15 protein-coding genes are annotated in these 19,582 nt (G+C 35.1%); 7 read left to right on the top strand and 8 right to left on the bottom strand.

The window, feature by feature from the left end; genetic code table 11:
* Nucleotides 1-286: 286 nt before the first annotated feature.
* Nucleotides 287-3,250 (bottom strand): EAL domain-containing protein, encoded by a 2,964-nt coding sequence (locus Q8L85_10210; GenBank protein MDP1725058.1) that lies wholly within the window; start codon nt 3,248-3,250, stop codon nt 287-289.
* Between the two features lie 229 nt (nt 3,251-3,479).
* Here Q8L85_10210 and gltX point away from each other — a divergent pair, with 229 nt between their 5' ends.
* From gltX to Q8L85_10180, 6 genes are all read left to right on the top strand, one after another.
* Nucleotides 3,480-4,883: a glutamate--tRNA ligase gene (gltX, locus tag Q8L85_10205; protein MDP1725057.1), complete on the top strand. Its 1,404-nt coding sequence runs from the start codon at nt 3,480-3,482 to the stop codon at nt 4,881-4,883.
* A 242-nt stretch (nt 4,884-5,125) separates the two neighbouring features.
* Nucleotides 5,126-6,433 (top strand): citrate synthase, encoded by a 1,308-nt coding sequence (gene gltA, locus Q8L85_10200; GenBank protein MDP1725056.1) that lies wholly within the window; start codon nt 5,126-5,128, stop codon nt 6,431-6,433.
* A 511-nt stretch (nt 6,434-6,944) separates the two neighbouring features.
* Complete coding sequence (locus tag Q8L85_10195; GenBank protein MDP1725055.1) at nt 6,945-7,769, top strand: hypothetical protein; 825 nt, start codon at nt 6,945-6,947, stop codon at nt 7,767-7,769.
* A gap of 15 nt (nt 7,770-7,784) precedes the next feature.
* Nucleotides 7,785-8,804, top strand: coding sequence for a hypothetical protein (locus Q8L85_10190; GenBank protein MDP1725054.1), 1,020 nt, complete (start codon nt 7,785-7,787; stop codon nt 8,802-8,804).
* A gap of 230 nt (nt 8,805-9,034) precedes the next feature.
* A complete protein-coding gene (locus Q8L85_10185; GenBank protein ID MDP1725053.1) occupies nt 9,035-10,006 on the top strand; it encodes a hypothetical protein in 972 nt (323 codons plus the stop codon).
* Between the two features lie 147 nt (nt 10,007-10,153).
* Complete coding sequence (locus Q8L85_10180) at nt 10,154-11,515, top strand: hypothetical protein (GenBank protein ID MDP1725052.1); 1,362 nt, start codon at nt 10,154-10,156, stop codon at nt 11,513-11,515.
* Between the two features lie 154 nt (nt 11,516-11,669).
* Here Q8L85_10180 and Q8L85_10175 read toward each other — a convergent pair whose 3' ends face one another.
* Nucleotides 11,670-12,491 carry a hypothetical protein gene (locus tag Q8L85_10175; protein MDP1725051.1) on the bottom strand — a complete coding sequence of 274 codons (822 nt, stop codon included), beginning with the start codon at nt 12,489-12,491 and terminating at the stop codon, nt 11,670-11,672.
* 127 nt (nt 12,492-12,618) lie between these two features.
* Here Q8L85_10175 and Q8L85_10170 point away from each other — a divergent pair, with 127 nt between their 5' ends.
* A complete protein-coding gene (locus Q8L85_10170) occupies nt 12,619-14,412 on the top strand; it encodes a DUF885 family protein (GenBank protein ID MDP1725050.1) in 1,794 nt (597 codons plus the stop codon).
* Between the two features lie 374 nt (nt 14,413-14,786).
* Here Q8L85_10170 and Q8L85_10165 read toward each other — a convergent pair whose 3' ends face one another.
* From Q8L85_10165 to Q8L85_10140, 6 genes are all read right to left on the bottom strand, one after another.
* Nucleotides 14,787-15,317, bottom strand: coding sequence for a hypothetical protein (locus Q8L85_10165; GenBank protein MDP1725049.1), 531 nt, complete (start codon nt 15,315-15,317; stop codon nt 14,787-14,789).
* 116 nt (nt 15,318-15,433) lie between these two features.
* Entirely contained in the window at nt 15,434-16,153 is a 720-nt protein-coding gene (gene radC / locus Q8L85_10160; protein MDP1725048.1) for a DNA repair protein RadC, read from the bottom strand.
* Complete coding sequence (locus tag Q8L85_10155) at nt 16,150-16,944, bottom strand: NAD kinase (protein MDP1725047.1); 795 nt, start codon at nt 16,942-16,944, stop codon at nt 16,150-16,152. Before Q8L85_10155 ends, radC begins: the two co-directional genes overlap by 4 nt.
* Nucleotides 16,919-17,734, bottom strand: coding sequence for a hypothetical protein (locus Q8L85_10150; protein MDP1725046.1), 816 nt, complete (start codon nt 17,732-17,734; stop codon nt 16,919-16,921). Before Q8L85_10150 ends, Q8L85_10155 begins: the two co-directional genes overlap by 26 nt.
* A complete protein-coding gene (locus Q8L85_10145) occupies nt 17,731-18,549 on the bottom strand; it encodes a MinD/ParA family protein (GenBank protein ID MDP1725045.1) in 819 nt (272 codons plus the stop codon). Before Q8L85_10145 ends, Q8L85_10150 begins: the two co-directional genes overlap by 4 nt.
* 32 nt (nt 18,550-18,581) lie before the next feature.
* Nucleotides 18,582-19,574, bottom strand: a complete 993-nt coding sequence (locus Q8L85_10140; protein MDP1725044.1) for a hypothetical protein — start codon at nt 19,572-19,574, stop codon at nt 18,582-18,584.
* Nucleotides 19,575-19,582: the final 8 nt, after the last annotated feature.

The raw sequence follows: 19,582 nt of genomic DNA, 5'->3' as shown, positions 1-19,582 counted from the left end.
ATGCAATAATTCCATCAGCTGCATGGTACCAATCCTATGTATGTGTTTGTTTTTATAGGATTATAAACATCATGCAGTGTTTATGGAATTTTTATTATTTTTCAACGTATTATAAAAATATTTCGTGTGGATCTCTCAGGGTCAAGCCGCGGGACGTAGGAGGGAGGGGTCGAAGGCCTTCTAACTCGTAGCGTTTTCTGGTTATTTCGCCTATATCTCTTCTTATATCTACGGCATGTCAATAAAACTGAAATTAATTATACAATATATAAATAAATTTAAAAAATCAGCTTGCTTCTGCTTGAAAAATAGCGGGTGACAAATCACGAATCAGTGCTTCTTCCGTCAAGGACAATTTACTATCAAGAATCAACTGCGTTGCCTCCGCTGGTGGAAGGGCGCGTGCATAATAAAATCCTTGCCCATAATCACATTTTAATCTTTTAAGATGATCTAATTCATCTTCTTCTTCTATACCTTCTGCCACAACGAGCAACCCTAAATCATGCGAAAGACTTACAATACCCCTGATCAACGAATATGTTTTTTCATTTTTCATCATGTTATGTGTAAAAGAATGATCAATTTTTAAATAATCAAAAGGAAATTTGTGTAAATAACTAAAAGAAGAATAGCCCGTTCCAAAATCATCAATACATAAAGATACACCAAGTTCTTTTATTTGATCTAAAACCCAGTTGGTTTGAGCTAAATCATCCATAATAGCACTTTCGGTAATCTCTATTTTTAATAATCCTGCTGGAAAATCATAACTTCGAATGATTTCTAATATTTTTTGCATATACACGAAGTCTTTAATCTGGCGGGCAGAAAGATTGATTGATAATGAAATTTTGTAATCGGCTCCAATTAATTCTAGCCAAGACTTAAGTTGCTCGCACCCTAGTTTAAAAATATATTCACCCATAGGTAAAATAAGCCCTGTTTCTTCCGCAATATGTAAGAAACGGTCAAGACCTATCATTTCATTTTTACTTTGCCAACGAATTAACCCTTCAAACCCAAAAAGTTCATTTGATGATAAATCAATAATAGGCTGATAGAAAAAACAAATTTCTTCTTTTTCAATGGCACGTCTTAATTCTGTTTCTATATGAAGTTCTGTCATCACTTCATTATGAAGCTCTTGATCAAAAATCTCATAGCGCGCACGTCCTCGTGATTTTGCACGATACATTGCAAGATCTGCATTTCGTAATAAACTATCCGTATCTTCAAACTTATCATTTAAAAGCGTAATACCGATACTCGCTGACGCAAAAACATCATTCCCATTCAAATGGAAAGGCTCTGCTAAAGAATCCAAAATACGACCAGATACAGCTTTTGCTTCCTCTAAATCAGGAATATTGCGTAAAATTGCTGTAAATTCATCGCCTCCTAAACGTGCAGCAAAATCATTGTCCCTAAGGCATGCCTTCAGACGTTGACCAATACCAATTAACAATTTGTCCCCAACATCATGCCCCAAACTGTCATTAACGACTTTAAAGCGATCTAAGTCTAAGAATAAAACAGCTGTTAACTGAATAGAATGAGCTCTAATTTCGTCAAGACATTCTTTTAAACGTCTAATGAAATATTCTCGATTCGGCAAGCCGGTTAAAGGATCATGATAGGCTGTATGGATGAGTTCTTGTTCATAGTTTTTTTGCATCGTAATATCAGTTTGGGAACCTGCTAAACGAAATACGATGCCATCTTTATCGCGCGCAGCTAAACCTCGTGACAACATCCAATGATATGAACCATCACGATGCTTCATCAAATATTCAGCTTTGAACCGAGGAATATCGCCCTTTAAATGCCCTTCAAAAGCACGCTTAAATTCAACCAAATGATCTGGGTGAACACGCTCATACCACCCTTCAAGTGTAGAAAATACCTCTTCATCCTCGTTATATCCAATCATTTCTTTATAACGAATAGATAAATAAATATGACCTGTTTTTACATTACAATCCCAAAGACCATCATTGGCACCATGGGCCGCCAAAGAGTATTTTTCTTCACTATCCTTTAATTTTTCAGTTTGAAGGGCAAGATCCGTATTTACTATCTCTAGTTTTTGTTCTCTTTCCTTAATATCTGTAATATCAACAAGCATTAATGCCGTTGCATGATCACGCGTTTTATGTTCACTTACTCTGACCCATCGTCCATTTGTCAGTTTTTGTTCAGACGTAATTGATTTCTTAGAATCTTGATGCAATTGCAACCTAATATTACCTGTCGTATCATCAGACATCTTTGAAAATACTAAATTGGCATTTATGCCTTGCTTAATCATTGGTTCGATATTTATCGGATCTAAATCAATAAAACGTTTATTCCATCTCAATATTTTTTCACTTGCATCAACAAGAACTAACGCTGCAGGGCTAATTTCTAAAGCATCTGCAAAAAGACGTTCAGATTTTTCTTTTTCAATCTGAAGTAATTTTAACGCTTCCGTTGTTTCTTGTTGTGCAACCACCATATCAGCATTACTTTTGACAAGTTCAGTTGTTCGTTCATTGACTTTTTGCTCAATAGTACGATACATACCTTCAATTTCGTTTGTCATTTTATTAAAAATGCTTGCAAGCAACCCAAACTCATCTTTCGTTTTGATCACAACGCGTTGATCAAGAGCCCCCTTTGCAACCTTTTCCATGATAAACATCATACGTCTTAAGGGGGTCAATACAAATCCTGAAAGTGCAAATAAAAGACCAATAAAAATAAGAAGATTCATTAAAAATAAAACAAGACATCCCCAATAAAAGCTATTTTTAACTTCTTCCCAAAGTCTTGCTGTCGAAATATAAAGCTCTAATGTTCCAATGCGCGTTTCTTTACCAAACTCATTAAAAATGATGTCTTTTTTAAAACGCAAATCATTATCTTCTGGTAAAACACCTTTAAAAGCAATTTCATCTTGTTTCGTACCAATGACCTTTGCGCCTTTAAAATCTTCATCTTTTGAAAGGATTGCAATCAATGCATTAATTTGATCATTGTTTAAATTCCATAAAGGAAAAGCCAAAGAAGCACTTTGCATTTCGGTTAACAAAGTAGCGCGCTGATTTAAAGAATTTAATTTTTCAGTGTAGGAAACAAATATGAAAAAACTTAAGGCAAGTGCGCCAATCGTTATTAAAATAAAACTTACCGTCACAAACAACTTAGCACGAATGCCCTGTGACCATCGCGGTTTTGGCATCGTTTCTAATTGAACAGAAAACACACAATTTTTCCCAAAGATTATATTTTATTATTACACCCAAATGATTTTAGATTTACCTTAGGAATTTTTGGTTCAAAAAACGACCAAAGGTCATAAACTAAAAACGGTAGTTTCAGATTGTTTGGGTATATATATACTACAACGAAGAAAAAAGCTTGTCACCTACTCTTGATAGAATCATATACAATCTGGTAAAAAGGAATCTTACTTACAACAATTTTAAGAAGCCATGACACAAATTATTACACGTTTTGCACCCTCTCCAACAGGCTATTTGCACATTGGGTCCGCTCGAACTGCCTTATTTAATTGGCTTTTTGCCAAACATCATGGTGGAAAATATTTACTTCGCATCGAAGACACTGACCGTGCAAGATCGACAGATGATGCCGTACGCGCGATTATCGATGGTCTCAATTGGCTAGGTCTTATTCCAGATGAAGAGCCTATTTTTCAATTTCAACGTGCAAAACATCATGCTGACATGGCCCTAAAGCTTTTAAATGAAGGCAAAGCCTATTATTGCTATTGCACGCCCCAAGAACTAGAAGAAATGCGTGAAAAAGCGAAACTCGAAGGAAAACCACAAAAATATGACGGCAGATGGCGTGATCGGGATCCCAAAGACGCCCCAAAAGATATTAAACCCGTTATTCGCCTTAAAGCACCAAATGAAGGCGAAACAATTTTATATGATCACGTTCAAGGCCTTATTAACGTAGCCAATATCCAACTTGACGATATGGTTCTTTTGCGCGGTGATGGCACGCCTACTTATATGCTATCCGTTGTAGTGGATGATTTTGATATGGGCATTACCCATGTGATTCGTGGAGACGACCATTTAACAAACACCTTCCGTCAAATCCAATTGTATAATGCCTTTGGCTGGAATTTACCTATATTTGGACATATTCCTTTAATCCATGGTCAAGATGGCGCAAAATTATCCAAACGCCATGGTGCGTTAGGTGTTGAAGCCTACCGTGATATGGGGATCCTTCCTGAAGCCATGTGTAATTATTTACTTCGACTTGGTTGGGGGCATGGCGATGACGAAATTATAAATATGCAACAAGCTATAAAATGGTTTGATTTTAATGGGATTGGCAAATCAGCTTCAAGACTTGATATGGCAAAATTATTTCATATTAATCATCATTATATCCAACACAAATCAACAGAAGAATTGCTGCTACTATTGGAAGACCAATTTAAACAAACTGACAAGCCCTTGCTGTCACATGAAAAAGACCGCATTACAATAGGTATTGAAGGCCTTAAAAGGCGCGCACAGACATTGGTTGAACTTGCTGAAAATGCTTTGATTTATCGCGATATCCGCCCCATAAAAATCGAAAATGAAGACCAATTAAAAACAATTTCCGATCTAAAAGAAATTTTTAGCGACTTATTCCAACATTTATCTTCAATTCAAGAATGGTCACATCCAATGCTTGATCTTGAGCTTAAACTATTTTTAGAGCAAAAAGGATTGAAATTAGGTAAAATTGGACCAAGCTTAAGATTAATTTTAACCTCTAAACTGAACGCTCCTTCTATTGTTGATGTCATGCTTGCTTTAGGCAAAGAGGAGTCGTTATTAAGATTGGGTGATTTTATTCAACCTTAACTCTATACTCGAATTATTTTTAAATGTGGGTAGAAAGATGAGTGGTGAAACACGCGGAGTGTATCTCTTTATACATGAGCATGTTGAATCCCGAAATCTGACGCCCTCCACAGTTAAAAAGAAGAAGAGTTTTTTGCAGTGCAAAAAAAACTATGTTGCACAACACAATAAGTTGGCTTATCCTAATAATAATGGTAGAAGCGTTATAAAGGGATGAAATAATGACAAGTCAGGCGATACCAATGACTAAAAAAAACACAGATAGCGTAACACTTATAGATAATAGAACAGGAAAGTCGATTGACTTACCCCTCATTAAAGGCTCCGCAGGACCTAATCTAATCGATATTCGTCAACTTTATAACGAAACAGGTTATTTTACATTTGATCCAGGCTTTACCTCAACCGGTAGCTGTAATTCAAAAATAACTTATATTGACGGCGATGAAGGCGTTCTTCTTTACCGTGGTTACCCTATTGAAGAACTTGCAGAACATAGCGATTTCATGGAAACATCATATTTGCTTATTTATGGTGAATTACCGACTGCTGCACAAAAAAAAGAATTCGAATATTCTGTTGTGTATCACAGCATGGTGCATGAGCAACTGATTAATTTTTTCAGGGGCTTCAGACGTGATGCGCACCCAATGGCCGTTATGGTCGGTGTTGTGGGTGCACTTTCCGCTTTTTATCATGAACATACTGATATTCAAAATCCAGGTGAACGTGAAATCGTTGCCCACCGCATTATTGCAAAAATTCCAACAATTGCTGCAATGGCTTATAAATACTCTATCGGACAACCTTTCATTTATCCACGCAATGATCTGCCCTATACTGAAAACTTCATTAGAATGTGTTTTGCAGTGCCTTGTGAAGATTACAGATCAAACGCTGTCATTACACGCGCGATGGATCGCATCTTTACGCTTCATGCTGATCATGAGCAAAATGCATCAACATCAACCGTTCGTCTTGCTGGATCATCAGGCGCAAATCCTTATGCATGTATCGCATCAGGCATCGCATGTCTTTGGGGCCCTGCACATGGTGGTGCCAATGAAGCTGTGATTAACATGCTTAAAGAAATCGGCCATGAAAAAAACATTCCTGAATTCATTAGACGTGCTAAAGACAAAAATGATCCATTCAGATTGATGGGTTTTGGACATCGCGTTTATAAAAACTATGATCCACGTGCTAAAGTCATGCGTAAAACCTGCCATGAAGTGCTTAATGAATTAGGACTTCAAAATGAGCCTTTAATGCGTCTAGCAATTGAACTCGAGCGCGTTGCTTTGGAAGATTCATACTTCATTGAGAAAAAACTCTATCCCAATGTTGATTTCTACTCTGGCATCATATTACGCGCTATTGGTTTTCCAGCTTCAATGTTCACTGTTCTTTTTGCAGTCGCACGCACCGTCGGTTGGATTGCTCAATGGAATGAAATGACCAATGAAGAAAACCAAAAAATTGGACGTCCTCGTCAGCTTTATACTGGTGAAACAAGACGTTCTTTTGTGCCTGTTAATAAGAGAAAATAGTAATTCTTTACCTTAATATACCCGATTGATTTCAAAATGTGGGTAGGAAGATGAGCGGTGAGACACGCGGAGTGTATCTTTTCATACATGAGCATGGCGAATCCTGAAATCTGACGCCCTCCACAGTTTGAAATCGATTGGGTAAACAAATTCGTCGTTAGGGTGCAAATCGGTACTCATGTACAAAGAAGTACACTCCGTTCCGATTCTTTACCCTTCGTAGACTTCGTCACGTAAGCTAAACAATTTTTAAAGCAAATTAAGCCCCTTTTTGGGGCTTTTTCTTTATTAATTTGACTTTTATTTTTCCTATAGCCAAATGATTTGGAAATGCCGATTTTTAGGTATGAGATTTGAGATGATTTTTGATGCCAAAAATTATGACAGATAATGGGTTTACCTTAGGAATTTTTGGTTCAAAAAGCAGCCAAAGATCATCTACTAAAAACGGTAGTTTCATATTATTTGGGTATATGTTAGTTTAAGCCAACGTTTAAATATTGAGGTTGTTATGAATCCTAAATTTTATCTTATTGCATGTTTAAGTTTTTCTATCTATCAAGCATCGATCGAACAAAGTATTGCTATGGGGAACAAAGATGTACCTGTAGAATCTGCAAAGCTACAAACAAAACAACAATTAATCGAGGAATTATTTACCCTTTTTCAATTTGATAAAATGACACTTGAAGCTTTTTTGCAACCTTTTGAAAAAGAACTTAAAGAATTAGGTCTGCCTGAAAAACCATTTGAACAAAGCATTAAAAAATTTAACGCGCAAACAGCTGAGCTAAGTGCACCATTGATAGATCTTCTTAAAGATCTTTATACGCGCGCGCATGAAAACACGTTTACACAACAAGAACTTATTGAGTTAGTTGCTCTCTATAAAAAGCCTGTTATTCAAAAAGCAAACATGCAAGTCGTTAATATGTTTACCGAGCCTGTTATAAAAGCTTTAAAAGATCCAAAACTTTTTGCAGAATATTCATCTAAAATTATAACAATCGGCATTACAATGGCTTCAACAGGCGCCTTTGACAAAGAATACGACTCTATCGTAACAAAAGAATTTGAAGCCTTTATACAAAACAAACATATTTTAACACCTGAATTTCTTGAAAAATTAAAACAACGTTATGCAGGTCTTGCTCCAAATCTTGAAAAATGGTTTGGCAAAGAAATCACTCAGAAAAAAATAGCTGAACTAAAAGAATCTATTGAAAAACTACCCTTTTTTAAACCAAATCCTAAACCTGACCAAAAAGAGGCTGCACAAAATGCAGGGACATCTTCTACAATAGACCCCGAACAAACATTAACTTTACCAAATTAATTAAAGGTATATAAAATGAATAAAATATTTTTAGGCGTTACAGCTTTTAGTTTTTCCCTGATTGCCTTTATAAGCCCCCTTCATGCTGATAACAACAATCCTATTTCAACTCAAGAATCACAACAACCCAAAATTTCTGAAACCAAAAACGCTCTCATCAAAGAAATATGCGACTTATCCTTCAAAATTTTTTTTTCAGACACTAAGGATGACATTCTTTATTTTTTTAAACCAATTGAATCTGAATTTAAAGCACTTGGATTTACGACAATGCCTTTTGAACAAACAATCAAAAAATTATTCGATGATGATCCAGCTTATAATCAGCAACTCAAGGATTTTGCATTCACAATCACCTTAAGTGTTTTTGGTGCGCATTTTTCGGAAGAAGAACTTAAAGAACTTCTTGAAATTTATAAAAATCCGCTTTTTCAAAAACATATTAAATTTCTTTGTTCTGGTTGGTTTGCACCTTTAATTGATGTTCTAAAAGATCCAAAATTATATGAAAAATATGAAAGCAAGATCAATCAAATCATCGACATCAATAAAGACCTAAAACATATAGCCAAAAACAAGGAATTTGTTGAAATTGCAAAAAAAGAAATTGAAACATTAGTAAATTTTATCCAAGAACATAGTGAATCATTAAAAGAAAAATTTAAAACGCAATTTCCTGCTATTGCACCTTTCGCAATTCCTTTCTTTGAAAGAATAACGTGGGCAAAATCGCAAGGGCCAATTATTGGCGAAGGACTTAAATTTGAAAATCTTAAAACATCATTTGATCGTGATCCTGAAACTGGAAAATATATGATCCTTGAGGGAGAAATAAAAAATACGTCAAATGAAGAAAAAATTATTCCATTAATGAAATGCGTGCCTTATGAAAGAAAAGATGAAATTTTAAGTGCTGCAAAATTTAAAGTAAATGCAACTAAATTACAGCCTGGTGAATCCACACATTTTGAAACACGCCTACCACCAGATATGCACCTGAATGCAAGAGATGAACTTCGTTTTTATAAAGACTAATATAGAATAGTACCGCGGGATAAAACGCGCGGTCTTTACTCTTTACCTCCTCACACAACAAATTCCCAGACTTTCATCATACGCCTAAATACACACATCAATTAAATCTGCAATATTATAATTTTCATTCAAAAAAACACAAAATATTGACATTTTATTATAATCATGATACATTTATCTTATTGTTTTATTTGTATAATTTAATATTCCAACGGAAAGGACGTAAGATAATGTTCCTTGGCTTTGTTATACGGAATGCTACGCTTCAAATAATCATTATAAGCATTTTCACTCAACTTTCTTTTGCAGGCATAAATGATCCAATTGTAACCCATTATAACAGCTTTATCATTTTTAAAGACTACATAGAAGGTATGGAAATATTGCATGATAAAAAAAAATTAGAAAAAATAAACAATTTAGACGAAAAATATTTTTTTGAAATATCCTCTCTGTCCTATCCTATTATTATAAAAAACAAATCTGATTTTCTGGTCGCTATCATACCAGCAGATTTATCTTCACCTTGTTTTATAGCGCCGCATGAAACAATTATTATTTATATTAACGATAAACAAAACTTTCGTTTGTATCGCATTGATTTGGCGTCAAGCATTAACAATATTTCAAATACAATTGGTGCAGTAAGCGCTATAACAACAATTGCAACAAGCACCTTTTTTCTTATTTCAGCCCCTTTAAGTATTCCAACGATAACAAGTGCCGCAATGCTAGGTGGTGCAAGCTATAAAGTGTATAAATGGATTACATCTTTGCAAAAAGACTTTTCTATTGCTGGACAAGAAATAGATCCTGCATGCATTAATGAATCATCCATTGCAAAAATTACGATCAATAATACAAATAACGAAATATCAATTAATTCAACATTAAAAATTTTAGATGCTACAAAATTAGTGAACAAATTTTTAAGAAATATTCCAAAAAAACTAAGCGACCTTTCTTCAAAAAACAATCAATTACTCAATCAATACCAAAAACAATTTGATGAATGTTCAGCCTTTTATGATAGTGATCCAAGCTTTAATCATAAAGTTGCGCAATTATATTTGCTTTATCAACAATTAACGAACATCTTAACACCTCCAAAACAAACAAGTATGACGCGAAAATTAATTAAGTTTGTTAAAAATTCAGAAAATCGTAATGCAATAATCGCATTAATTAACTCATTAAAATAATATTAATATTTTAATCTTTAATTCAAAAAAAACATATAGAACAAAAATTATAATTCCTATTGACATAGTTTAATAAAAATTTTATAATTCAAATATATTTAATTTTACTAAATATTTTTTTATTTTTTAATGAAAGGAATTAGCGTTATGAAACTTATTCAATTTATTCGACATTCTATACTTCAGGTTGCTATTTTTAGTATTACAATACAAGCTTCTTTTGCAAATGACATAACATTAAATTTATTAGATGAAGAAACCAGTCAATTAATTCAGGAATATGTGCCTATTAACCTTACATGGGATTTTTTAAGGCAATTATCAAAAACAAAATGTACAGGCCTTGATGATACTCAAAACTCAATCAAACAAAACGGCATTGAATATACTGGAAATTCTGAAGACATACAAAAAGCACGTCCTTATTTTAATATGTTTTCGTATCCAAGACTTATAAACGCAATTTTTAATCCTAACGATCAAACTTTTGATCTTACGTATGAATATCACTACCCTGGATATGGTGATTATTCATTCGTTATTCGCGCTAAACCAAGCGCTGACAAAGCACAAGAATTTAAAACAAAATTAGGTAATTTTGACCAACAAGCACCAGAAAAACTTGATGGTTTTATAAGTTTAGAAGATACATTAGATAATTCTTCATATCAATCATCATCGAGCGCTGACCCCAGTTTATTAGCTGCAAATGATTTCGATGGTTTATCTCATGCTAACAAAATGCATCATCCCATTATTATTCAGAATGATTCCGATTATCCTGTTGTCATCATAAACGGTTTTTCTCCACTTCGTTGTGTTGCACCACATTCAACAATTGTTGAACATATCAGTGATGAAAGTAATTTTCGTATGTATCGCATTAACCCTGCATCAACAATTTTAAATGTTATAGGAACTGCAACTGCTGCAACAGCCGTAGGGACGATAGCCTCAACACTTATGGTTGGCACATGTATGCTTGTATCAGCACCTTTAAGTATCCCCATAATCACCGGTATTAGTATCATTGGTGGTGCAAGCTGGACAGTATGTAAGTGGAAAAATGCTACAAAGGATCGTTATCCTGTCACAAGACAAGTATTAGATCCTAGCCAAATTGATAGTCAATCAATTGCAAAAATTACGATTTTTAATGCTGAAGACGCATCAACAATTGATTCAACATTTGAGCTATTAAATGCTAAAGAACTCATGAATACTCTTTCATTATCCTTTTCAACAAAAATGGTGGAATATATTAAGTCTAACTTACAAAACAATCAATTGATTGAATCCTTTAATCAAAGATTTGCTGAATTAACAAGAAATTTTAATAACGATCTTGAATTCAATACTAAAGTTGCTAACCTCCTTTTTTTAGTTCAAGAATTAGAAAACGCCATCAATCCGCCTGAAGAAAAAAGTATTATTGCAAAAATCATTCATTGGGCAACAAACCCTGAAAATCGTGATGCTGTTATAACGCTTGTTAAGGCAGTAAAATAGACTTCTTTCGAACGCTACTACTGTGGTCGATTGATGCGTCGCTTCGGCACTCAGATCCTCATGTATAAAGAATACACAAGGGAATCCGTGCCGAATCTTCTATCACTCGCCTCACATTAGCGAGGTTCGAAATAAGTCTAATCGTGAATATACTTCAAGCAACATCTGGCATATAATATTTACGTGTTTCAGAACGCGGCAAAGCCTCAACTCCATCAGCCTCAATAAACGCAACGATCGCCCATCTGGCAAAAGGTTTGCCAATATAGGATTCATCTAATTGAATAACATCATGCCAACCAGGCAACAAATCTTCGTTATTCATAATCTTTCTGAAATTACTTGAAATCATAAAAATTGCGTGATTTTCTTTGTGCTCAACAAGTTTCAAATTTTCTGGATTACTGCCAATACGAAGTCCTGGACAACTTTCAGCAATACCTAAAGTAAAAGATCCCGCATCAAAATGCGGTTTTGCAAGATACTTACCTGATTCATCCCAATTATACTTCAAAAACCGTAATACAATATGAGGCATTTCAGCGTCAAAAACTTTAGAATACAATCCTTTATTTTCTGGTTCAAAATAATTCAATATCTGACTCATCGTGTCATATACTAAATCCCAGATAGGCTTTGCTTTGAGCATAAAATCATTAACAACAGGATGTTGTTGCAAGAAATCGTGATATTTTTTAAAAATAGCAGGATGAAAATGAAAGAAATCCTTACTGTCATTATACATATGATCATTTGGATCACGATGCTTAAACCCAACATCACCCCTACGATGAATAGGCGAAACTGTAAAATCAATATGATTTTTAATGAAATCAGGCTCTTCTAAAAATTTAAAAAAAGCACTCATTGCTTTTTCAATGCTTAATGTATCAAGTGGAAAAGGAATTGAGGCATAAAATTGTTGTTGAAGTTGATTATAAAAATTTTGATCAATTAAATTTAAATTATTTTTCATCTTTTGCATTCTCCTTGATCCATTTTAAACCATTGCCACTTCATGATCTTGGTCCAATTGACTTAATCATATTTACTCCTTTACACTATTAAAAAACAACTTTTTTCTACAATATTTAGGGATTGTCATGCTAAAGTTTTTATTTTTTGGAATTATTGTTCTTTTTTCATTATCGCTCCAAGCAACAAATGATCTTGCTTTAGAATATATTAAAGATCTAAGCATACATGTACCCGAAGCCGGCAGTTTTCTAGGATTATCCGAATATGATAATCAAGTTGGTTTTATTCAAAAAAATCAAGATGATGTGGAGGGGCGATTTAATACCAGATGGCGCAATCGCCTTGATGAAGAACTTTCTAATTTAAAAGCGACACATGGAAATAATCTTGAAGAAATGTCTCTTGAATCCCACGAAACCTATGTAGAAATCTTGAATCTACAAAGAAAATGCGACGCCAACCTTAAAGTTTTAGAACAAAATGAAAAATATGCGCGATTAACAATTCCTAATACGTATTTCAATGCCATGTTTGATGCTATAGATCCTGTTATGTTTATATTTATACAAACATTTTTATTGCTTCAAGAACGTGGCGTTGATGCAGCAACACAACGTTTCAATCTGTACCTTTATGGCCAAGATGACAATCCTCCTTTTATTCAAGGCGTTCAACAATATTTAGAAACAAAAATTGCTCAATATATTCAAAAAGATAAGAAAATTCTTTATCCACCACGCAAGCAAATCCAAAGCATGATTGCACAAGCGAACAAATTAAAATTCCTTGCGCCTTTTGCTTTAACAAAATTATGGGGCGCCACATCTAAAACATGGCACTTTTGGTCACAAGTTAATAACTATATTTGGTTCTTAGAACAAAAAATTCTTCCTCATTGTACGGACGACTATGCTCTACCTGAAGATTTATATAAAGCATATATGAATTTACAAGGCATTTATGTTGATGATCCAAAAATATTGGCAGAAGAAGCGTTAAAGCACTTTGAAAATGCCCATAAAGAATTTTCAGATTTATCTATAGGTTTATCCGCTAAGTACAATACAGTAAGTGCCTTACCGAATGAAATCATGAACGAACTTAAGATAAAAACAGCCGTAAAATCACAAGATGAAGCGCTGATTTTATACAAAGATACGGCAAAAGATCTAGAAAATATTATAAGAAACAATGATCTTTTTGATCTACCCGAAAGCGAAATGTCCGTAAGATTATCAGGAACATTAGAAGGAATGGTTGTCCAAGCATCTAGATGTACCCCACCAAAAGTTTTCAACAATCATGGTCGTTTTCGCCCTGAACTTGTTTTGGCCGATTGGAAAAATAATGGCAACAAATTTAGCGCCCACTTTTTAACGGCACATGAAGGACGCCCAGGTCATGAACTGCATTTTTCGTCTATTCTTGACCAAGATCAAAACTATCTTAGAACTAATCTATTATTCGATTTTGCGACAATTGAAGGATGGGCTTGTTATGCAGAACATGCACTGCTTCCATTCTTCGCGCATGAGGAACAACGAATAAGCGAGTTGGATTTTCAACGATACATTTCATTAAAAGCGGCGCTTTGTATTCAATTAATGTTAGGCGAAAAAAATCAAGCCGAAATTAAAGATGCTCTTATGACTGAACTTGATATTCCTGAAACCCTGGCGGATACAGCAATTGCTAGATTTGCAGGAAATTTAGGATTGGCCCAAGCTATTTGTTATTATTACGGACAGCAACGTCTTGTTAAATTAAAAGAAGAGCTTGAACAAAAGCTAGGCGACAAATTCAACTTAAAAGAATTTCACAATGCTGTTCTTTCGTACGGCATATTGTCTATTGATTTATCTGCGCCCCTTATCGAACGTAAACTTAGAGGTGATGATAGTCATGAATTTGAAATGTAATGAATTTTTTATAGTATTTTCTATTAAAAATCGAACTTATTTTGTTTAAAATTAAGAGCTGTTAATGCAAGTATTTCGTCATTGCGAACCCCCGAAGGGGGTGTGGCAATCTTAAATTTTTAATGCAACTATTTGCTTTGTTTTGAGTATTTTTAGATTGCCGCGGGGCTTTGCCCCTCGCAATGACGAGTGGGAAGTGTAATTTTTATTGTTTCATTAGTTCGATTATTTTTAAAAACACTATATTAGAGGCTGTTGACATTTCATAACGTTAATTCTGATGTATTAAGTCAAAAGAATGATCGATTATAAATGAATTGTTTTAAAGTAGCCTGTATTCTGTTGAAAAGAAAACAGGCTTTACGTTGATTGATTTATTCGTCGTTATCATTACTTGCTACAGGCTTTTTACCAGCACCTGTTATTTTACCTGCTACATGATCTGTAAGGCCTTTTGTGCCGCCTGTTGCATATGCAGTACCAGCTTCAATACCACCTTTTGCTATTTTTATAATGTTGGCAGGGTCTGTCACGAAATTAACAGTACCTTGTAAAGCTGTACTTGCAACTTGTTTGCCAGCATCTAAAACTGCGCTACCTGCAGATTTAGCAACATCTACTGCTTTTCCTGCAAGTTCTTTGCCTTTGTCAACGACTTTACTGCCAAGGTCTTTTAGTGAGCTAAAGACACCTAAAGATACAATATCTGCTTCTTCCTTTTTATTACCAAAGTGCTTTGCGGATTGTTTAAATTCTACAGTACCATCTTTTTTATGGTGCGCTTCAATGCTGATATGTGTTACAGCATCAACATCATTTGCAGCGCCTGCAGCAGCTGCAGCAGCTTGAGTTGTGTATAATGAAATAGACAATATTGTTGCGAATGTGAGTGAGATGAATTTCATGTTACCCTCCAATGTATTGTTATTTATGTAAATTTTAAATTTACATCTTGTTTACTTAATTTTATCATAAAAAAAATATTACTTAAACAACAATTTAAACGTTTGATTTCTTGTTTTTATAAAAGTCCCAATGATTTAAAAGAAGCATGGCCATTTTTACCAATAATCAGATGATCATGAATCGAAATACCTAATAATTTAGTTATTTGGTTAATTTCTTTTGTGATTTCAATGTCAGCTTTGGAAGGAGAGGGATCTCCACTAGGGTGATTATGCACAAGGACGATGCTTAAAGCGTTTAGTTCAAAGCACCTTTTGATAATGTCGCGTGGGTAAACGGACGCTTGATCAATAGTGCCTTTTTGATGGGCTTCATCCGTTATTAATCTGTTTTTGTTGTCTAAATAAAGGACATGAAATTCTTCGTTTTCAGCAAAGGCAAGGTTTGCATGGCAATAATCAAGTACAAGTCGCCAAGAACTTAAAATGGGTTTATTGATAATTTGTTCACGCGCCAATCTTATAGCGGCGGCACCTATTATTTTGATGGCGAAAACGGCATGTGTGCCGATGCCTTTATGATTAAGTAGTTTTTCAATAGGTGCTGAAATAATTGCGGCAAAGGAACTGTAAATACGCATGAGCTCTTTGGCTAAAGGTTTAACGTCGCCTCTGGGAATGCCTAAAAATAGAACGAGTTCTAGCATTTCATAATCGGCGAGTGCGTTAGGGCCACCTTTTAAAAAACGTTCTTTAAGACGTTGTCTGTGGCCAACATAATCTTCTGGCGTATTTTCAGGTAAGTCATGGGATATTTTATATAATTCTTCGTTCATGGTAAGAATTGCTCGGCGAAAATGCGTTCATCTAAATTATGTTCTGGGTCGAAAAGAAGTGAAAGTTTTCGTTTGGGATCTTCTAAAACCTCAACTTTACGAACGTCACGAATTTCGGTGAAATCAGCAACAGCGCTTACGGGGCGTTTCTCAGGTTCAAGAACATCAAAGCCGATCTTTGATCCATGGGATAAAATAGCCCCGCGCCAGCGTCGTGGTCTAAAAGCACTAATAGGGGTTAAAGCGATGACATTTGATTGCAACGGTAAAATGGGGCCATGGACGGATAAATTATAGGCGGTGCTACCTGCGGGTGTTGAAACAATAGCGCCATCTGCGATTAATTCTTGAATGCGTACATGATCGTCAATTGAAATGCGTAATTTTGCCGTTTGGCGGGTTTCACGTAAAAGGGAGACTTCGTTAATGGCAAGTGCTTCTTTAATTTTGCCATCAATGCATTCTGCGCGCATCAGAAGAGGGCGTAATTTTATTAATTGAGCTTTTTCAAGACGTTCAATAAGATTTGATGAGGAATAATTATTCATCAAAAATCCAGTTGATCCCAAATTCATGCCATAAACAGGGATATCGTCATTGATAAATCTATGAAGCGTTTCAAGCATGAAACCATCACCGCCAAGTGCTACAATGATTTCTGCTTGATAGGGTTCGGTATGTTTATAAAGTTTTTCAAATTTCATTAAAGCAGATTGCGCAAGTTCTGAACGTGACGCTAAAAAAGCGATGTCAGGTGCCGCGCGTTTAAATAAGGAGAGGCCTTTGATCATTTTTATCCTCAATGGTAGCAATTTGGGGTAATTGTTTGTGGGTTTCAAAAACTAAGTCACCATTTTTAGTTGAAGCCGTCAATATTGATTTAAAGAGTGATTGAATATCTTTCTGAATGTCTTCTGGAAAATTCGTTTGAGAACGTAAATAAAGGCTGAACGTTTTGGGATCAATTAAACCATCGAACTGCACGAGTCCTATTTCTGATAGATTGAATTCAGCGACGAATCTCGTTTGAATGTTCTTTTTTGTTGTTTTTTTATTGTTTTTATTATCAGGATCTTTATCTTGCTGAAAATCTTCTTTGTGTGTGTGTCTATAATAAAATTTTAAAGGCAGTATTTTTTCGTTATCAAGAATAGGGAAGAGGATCATTTTCCAATGAGTTGTGTTTTCATCTTCTTTGATTAAAAAAGATTCCATTGATTGGAGTGGCAATGTATCAATTTTGGATTGTGTGTTTTTATCTAACAGATGCGACAATGAAAATTTATCAAGTATTTTTTCGGTGAATTGAGATAATTGTACAGATAAATTTTTATCTAATTTTGGTATAAAATTAAGAAATTCTTTAAGGCTGTTTTCAGTTTTTGAAATATTGATCAGACTTTCAAGAGGTTCAAACAATATATTAATTATATTATTTAAAGTTGTTTTTGAAGAAATGTTTAAATTTTGATTTGGCGTTTCATTGGTTAATATTTGTTGCGTGTTGGCTATAGTAGAGCTAATACTTGGTTGCAATAAAGTATTTAGATTGGGTGAAATGATCGTTGCATTTATGCTCATTTATTTTTGCTAGCCATATTGGTCAGTCTGTAAGCAATATCCATAATATCACTTGCTGCATGACAATTTGGATAACGCGTTAAAACAGGTGTTTGATACCGAATGGAATCAGGCACTTTTTTATCACGTCTTACAACGCCTGCGAGTTGTGGTGAAATCTTTAAAAATTCACGACATGCATTTGATAAAGTTAAGAAAGTACGTTCTCCTTCTTTATGAGAATCGGCCATATTGATAATGATTTTAATTTTAGCGTCAGGATCTTCGTAAAGCGTAATTTTGATGAAAGCATAAGCATCCGTAAGTGCTGTTGGTTCAGCATTTGTGACAACGATATAAGAACCTGCATAAGCGGATAATAGACGCATTGTTCTATCCACACCCGCACCTAAATCAACAAGCACGAAATCGTAACTATTGCCAAGGGCAAATAGTTCGTTCCTAAGTTGTGCAAGTCTTAAAGGGGGTAAGGTTGCAAAATTACCAACACCTGATCGTCCTGCAATAATATCAAAATTGGCGAGGTCAAAATGAATGATTGATTGTTTAAGATTAATGCCGCCACCAAGAACAGAGCCTAAATCGCGTTCGGGCATCAGACCAAGTTGAATATCGACATTGGCGAGTCCTAAATCACCATCAAAAAGAAGCGTTTTTTTATTTAATTTTGAAAAAGCTTGGCTTAAAGAAATACTTAAAAACGTTTTGCCAACACCGCCTTTGCCTGAGGCAATCGCGATGATATTGTCCGTTCTTGGGACATGCTCTTGCGCAGAACTTGGATCTTGTTTTATGGCTGTTGCGTTGCTTTTCATTTTTTCCTCTGACTTCCTAATTCTATTATTTTTTATTTCGTATTATTGTTAAAGGCTTTATTGATAAGTTGACTTGGGTCACTTAAAACGAGTCTTGATAATGACACAGGTGTGATGGCAGTTAACCCAAGTGCAATGAGTGGGGATATTGAAATTTCAGTAAAATGCATTTTTGTTTGTTCAACAGCTGTAAGGACGCTTCCTAAGCGTCTTGTGACATCAACGCGTGTGATAAGAATTTTATCGACACCAATGGCTTGAAAAGCACTTGCAATATCAGTTGTTTCACCTGTATCCCCGCCTGCAGGTAATACTAAAATGGGATCAGCGCCAATGGCATCGATATATTCATGTAAAACATTTAATTCGTCCTTGGCATAAGGGTTAACAGCATTGGTATCGACAATAATCAATCCTTTTTCAAGAGGATCATCAAAAACAGCTTTTAATAGACCTGCTGGGCTTTTTACAGCACTTAAATCAAGTCCCATGATACTTGTTAAAAAAGAAAGTTGTTCAATGCCACCGGCTTTTAAATTGTCCGTTGTAATAACACGAACTGGTTCATGATCCATGACAGCACGGGCTACAACTTTAGCAACGGCGATGGTTTTGCCAGTGCCTGGCGGCCCCACAAACATTAACGGTTTTGGATTGTCTTTATGTGTAATATTTAAAAAGGTAAAGAAACGGTCAAAAGCACTTGCAAGTGCGAGTTTTGGGTTGGTTGTAGGAATTGCTGTAGCAGCGCGTAATAGTTTATTAGCAAGATGTGCCGGTGTCCCATGTCGTTCCAGATAAGAAAGAATGACATCGTAAGGATCTTCAGATTGAGGCGACGGCACATCGTGTTCAGGAATATGCGGCAATTCAAAATGAATATTTTCAACGGCCGCTGTAACGCGCACCCCTTTTCCTTGAGGTCCTTTATCAGTTGCAACAATAACAGCTTCTTCACCCAAAGATTGGCTAACGAGTTTCATCGCTTCGGCGATGGTTGCAGCTGTGAAGGTTTTAAAGCGCATTATACCTC

The organism is Alphaproteobacteria bacterium (assembly GCA_030680745.1).
Taxonomy (GTDB): Bacteria; Pseudomonadota; Alphaproteobacteria; order JAUXUR01; family JAUXUR01; genus JAUXUR01.
The sequence above is the reverse complement of the archived record's forward strand: the minus strand, read 5'-3'. Positions and strand labels throughout refer to the sequence as shown.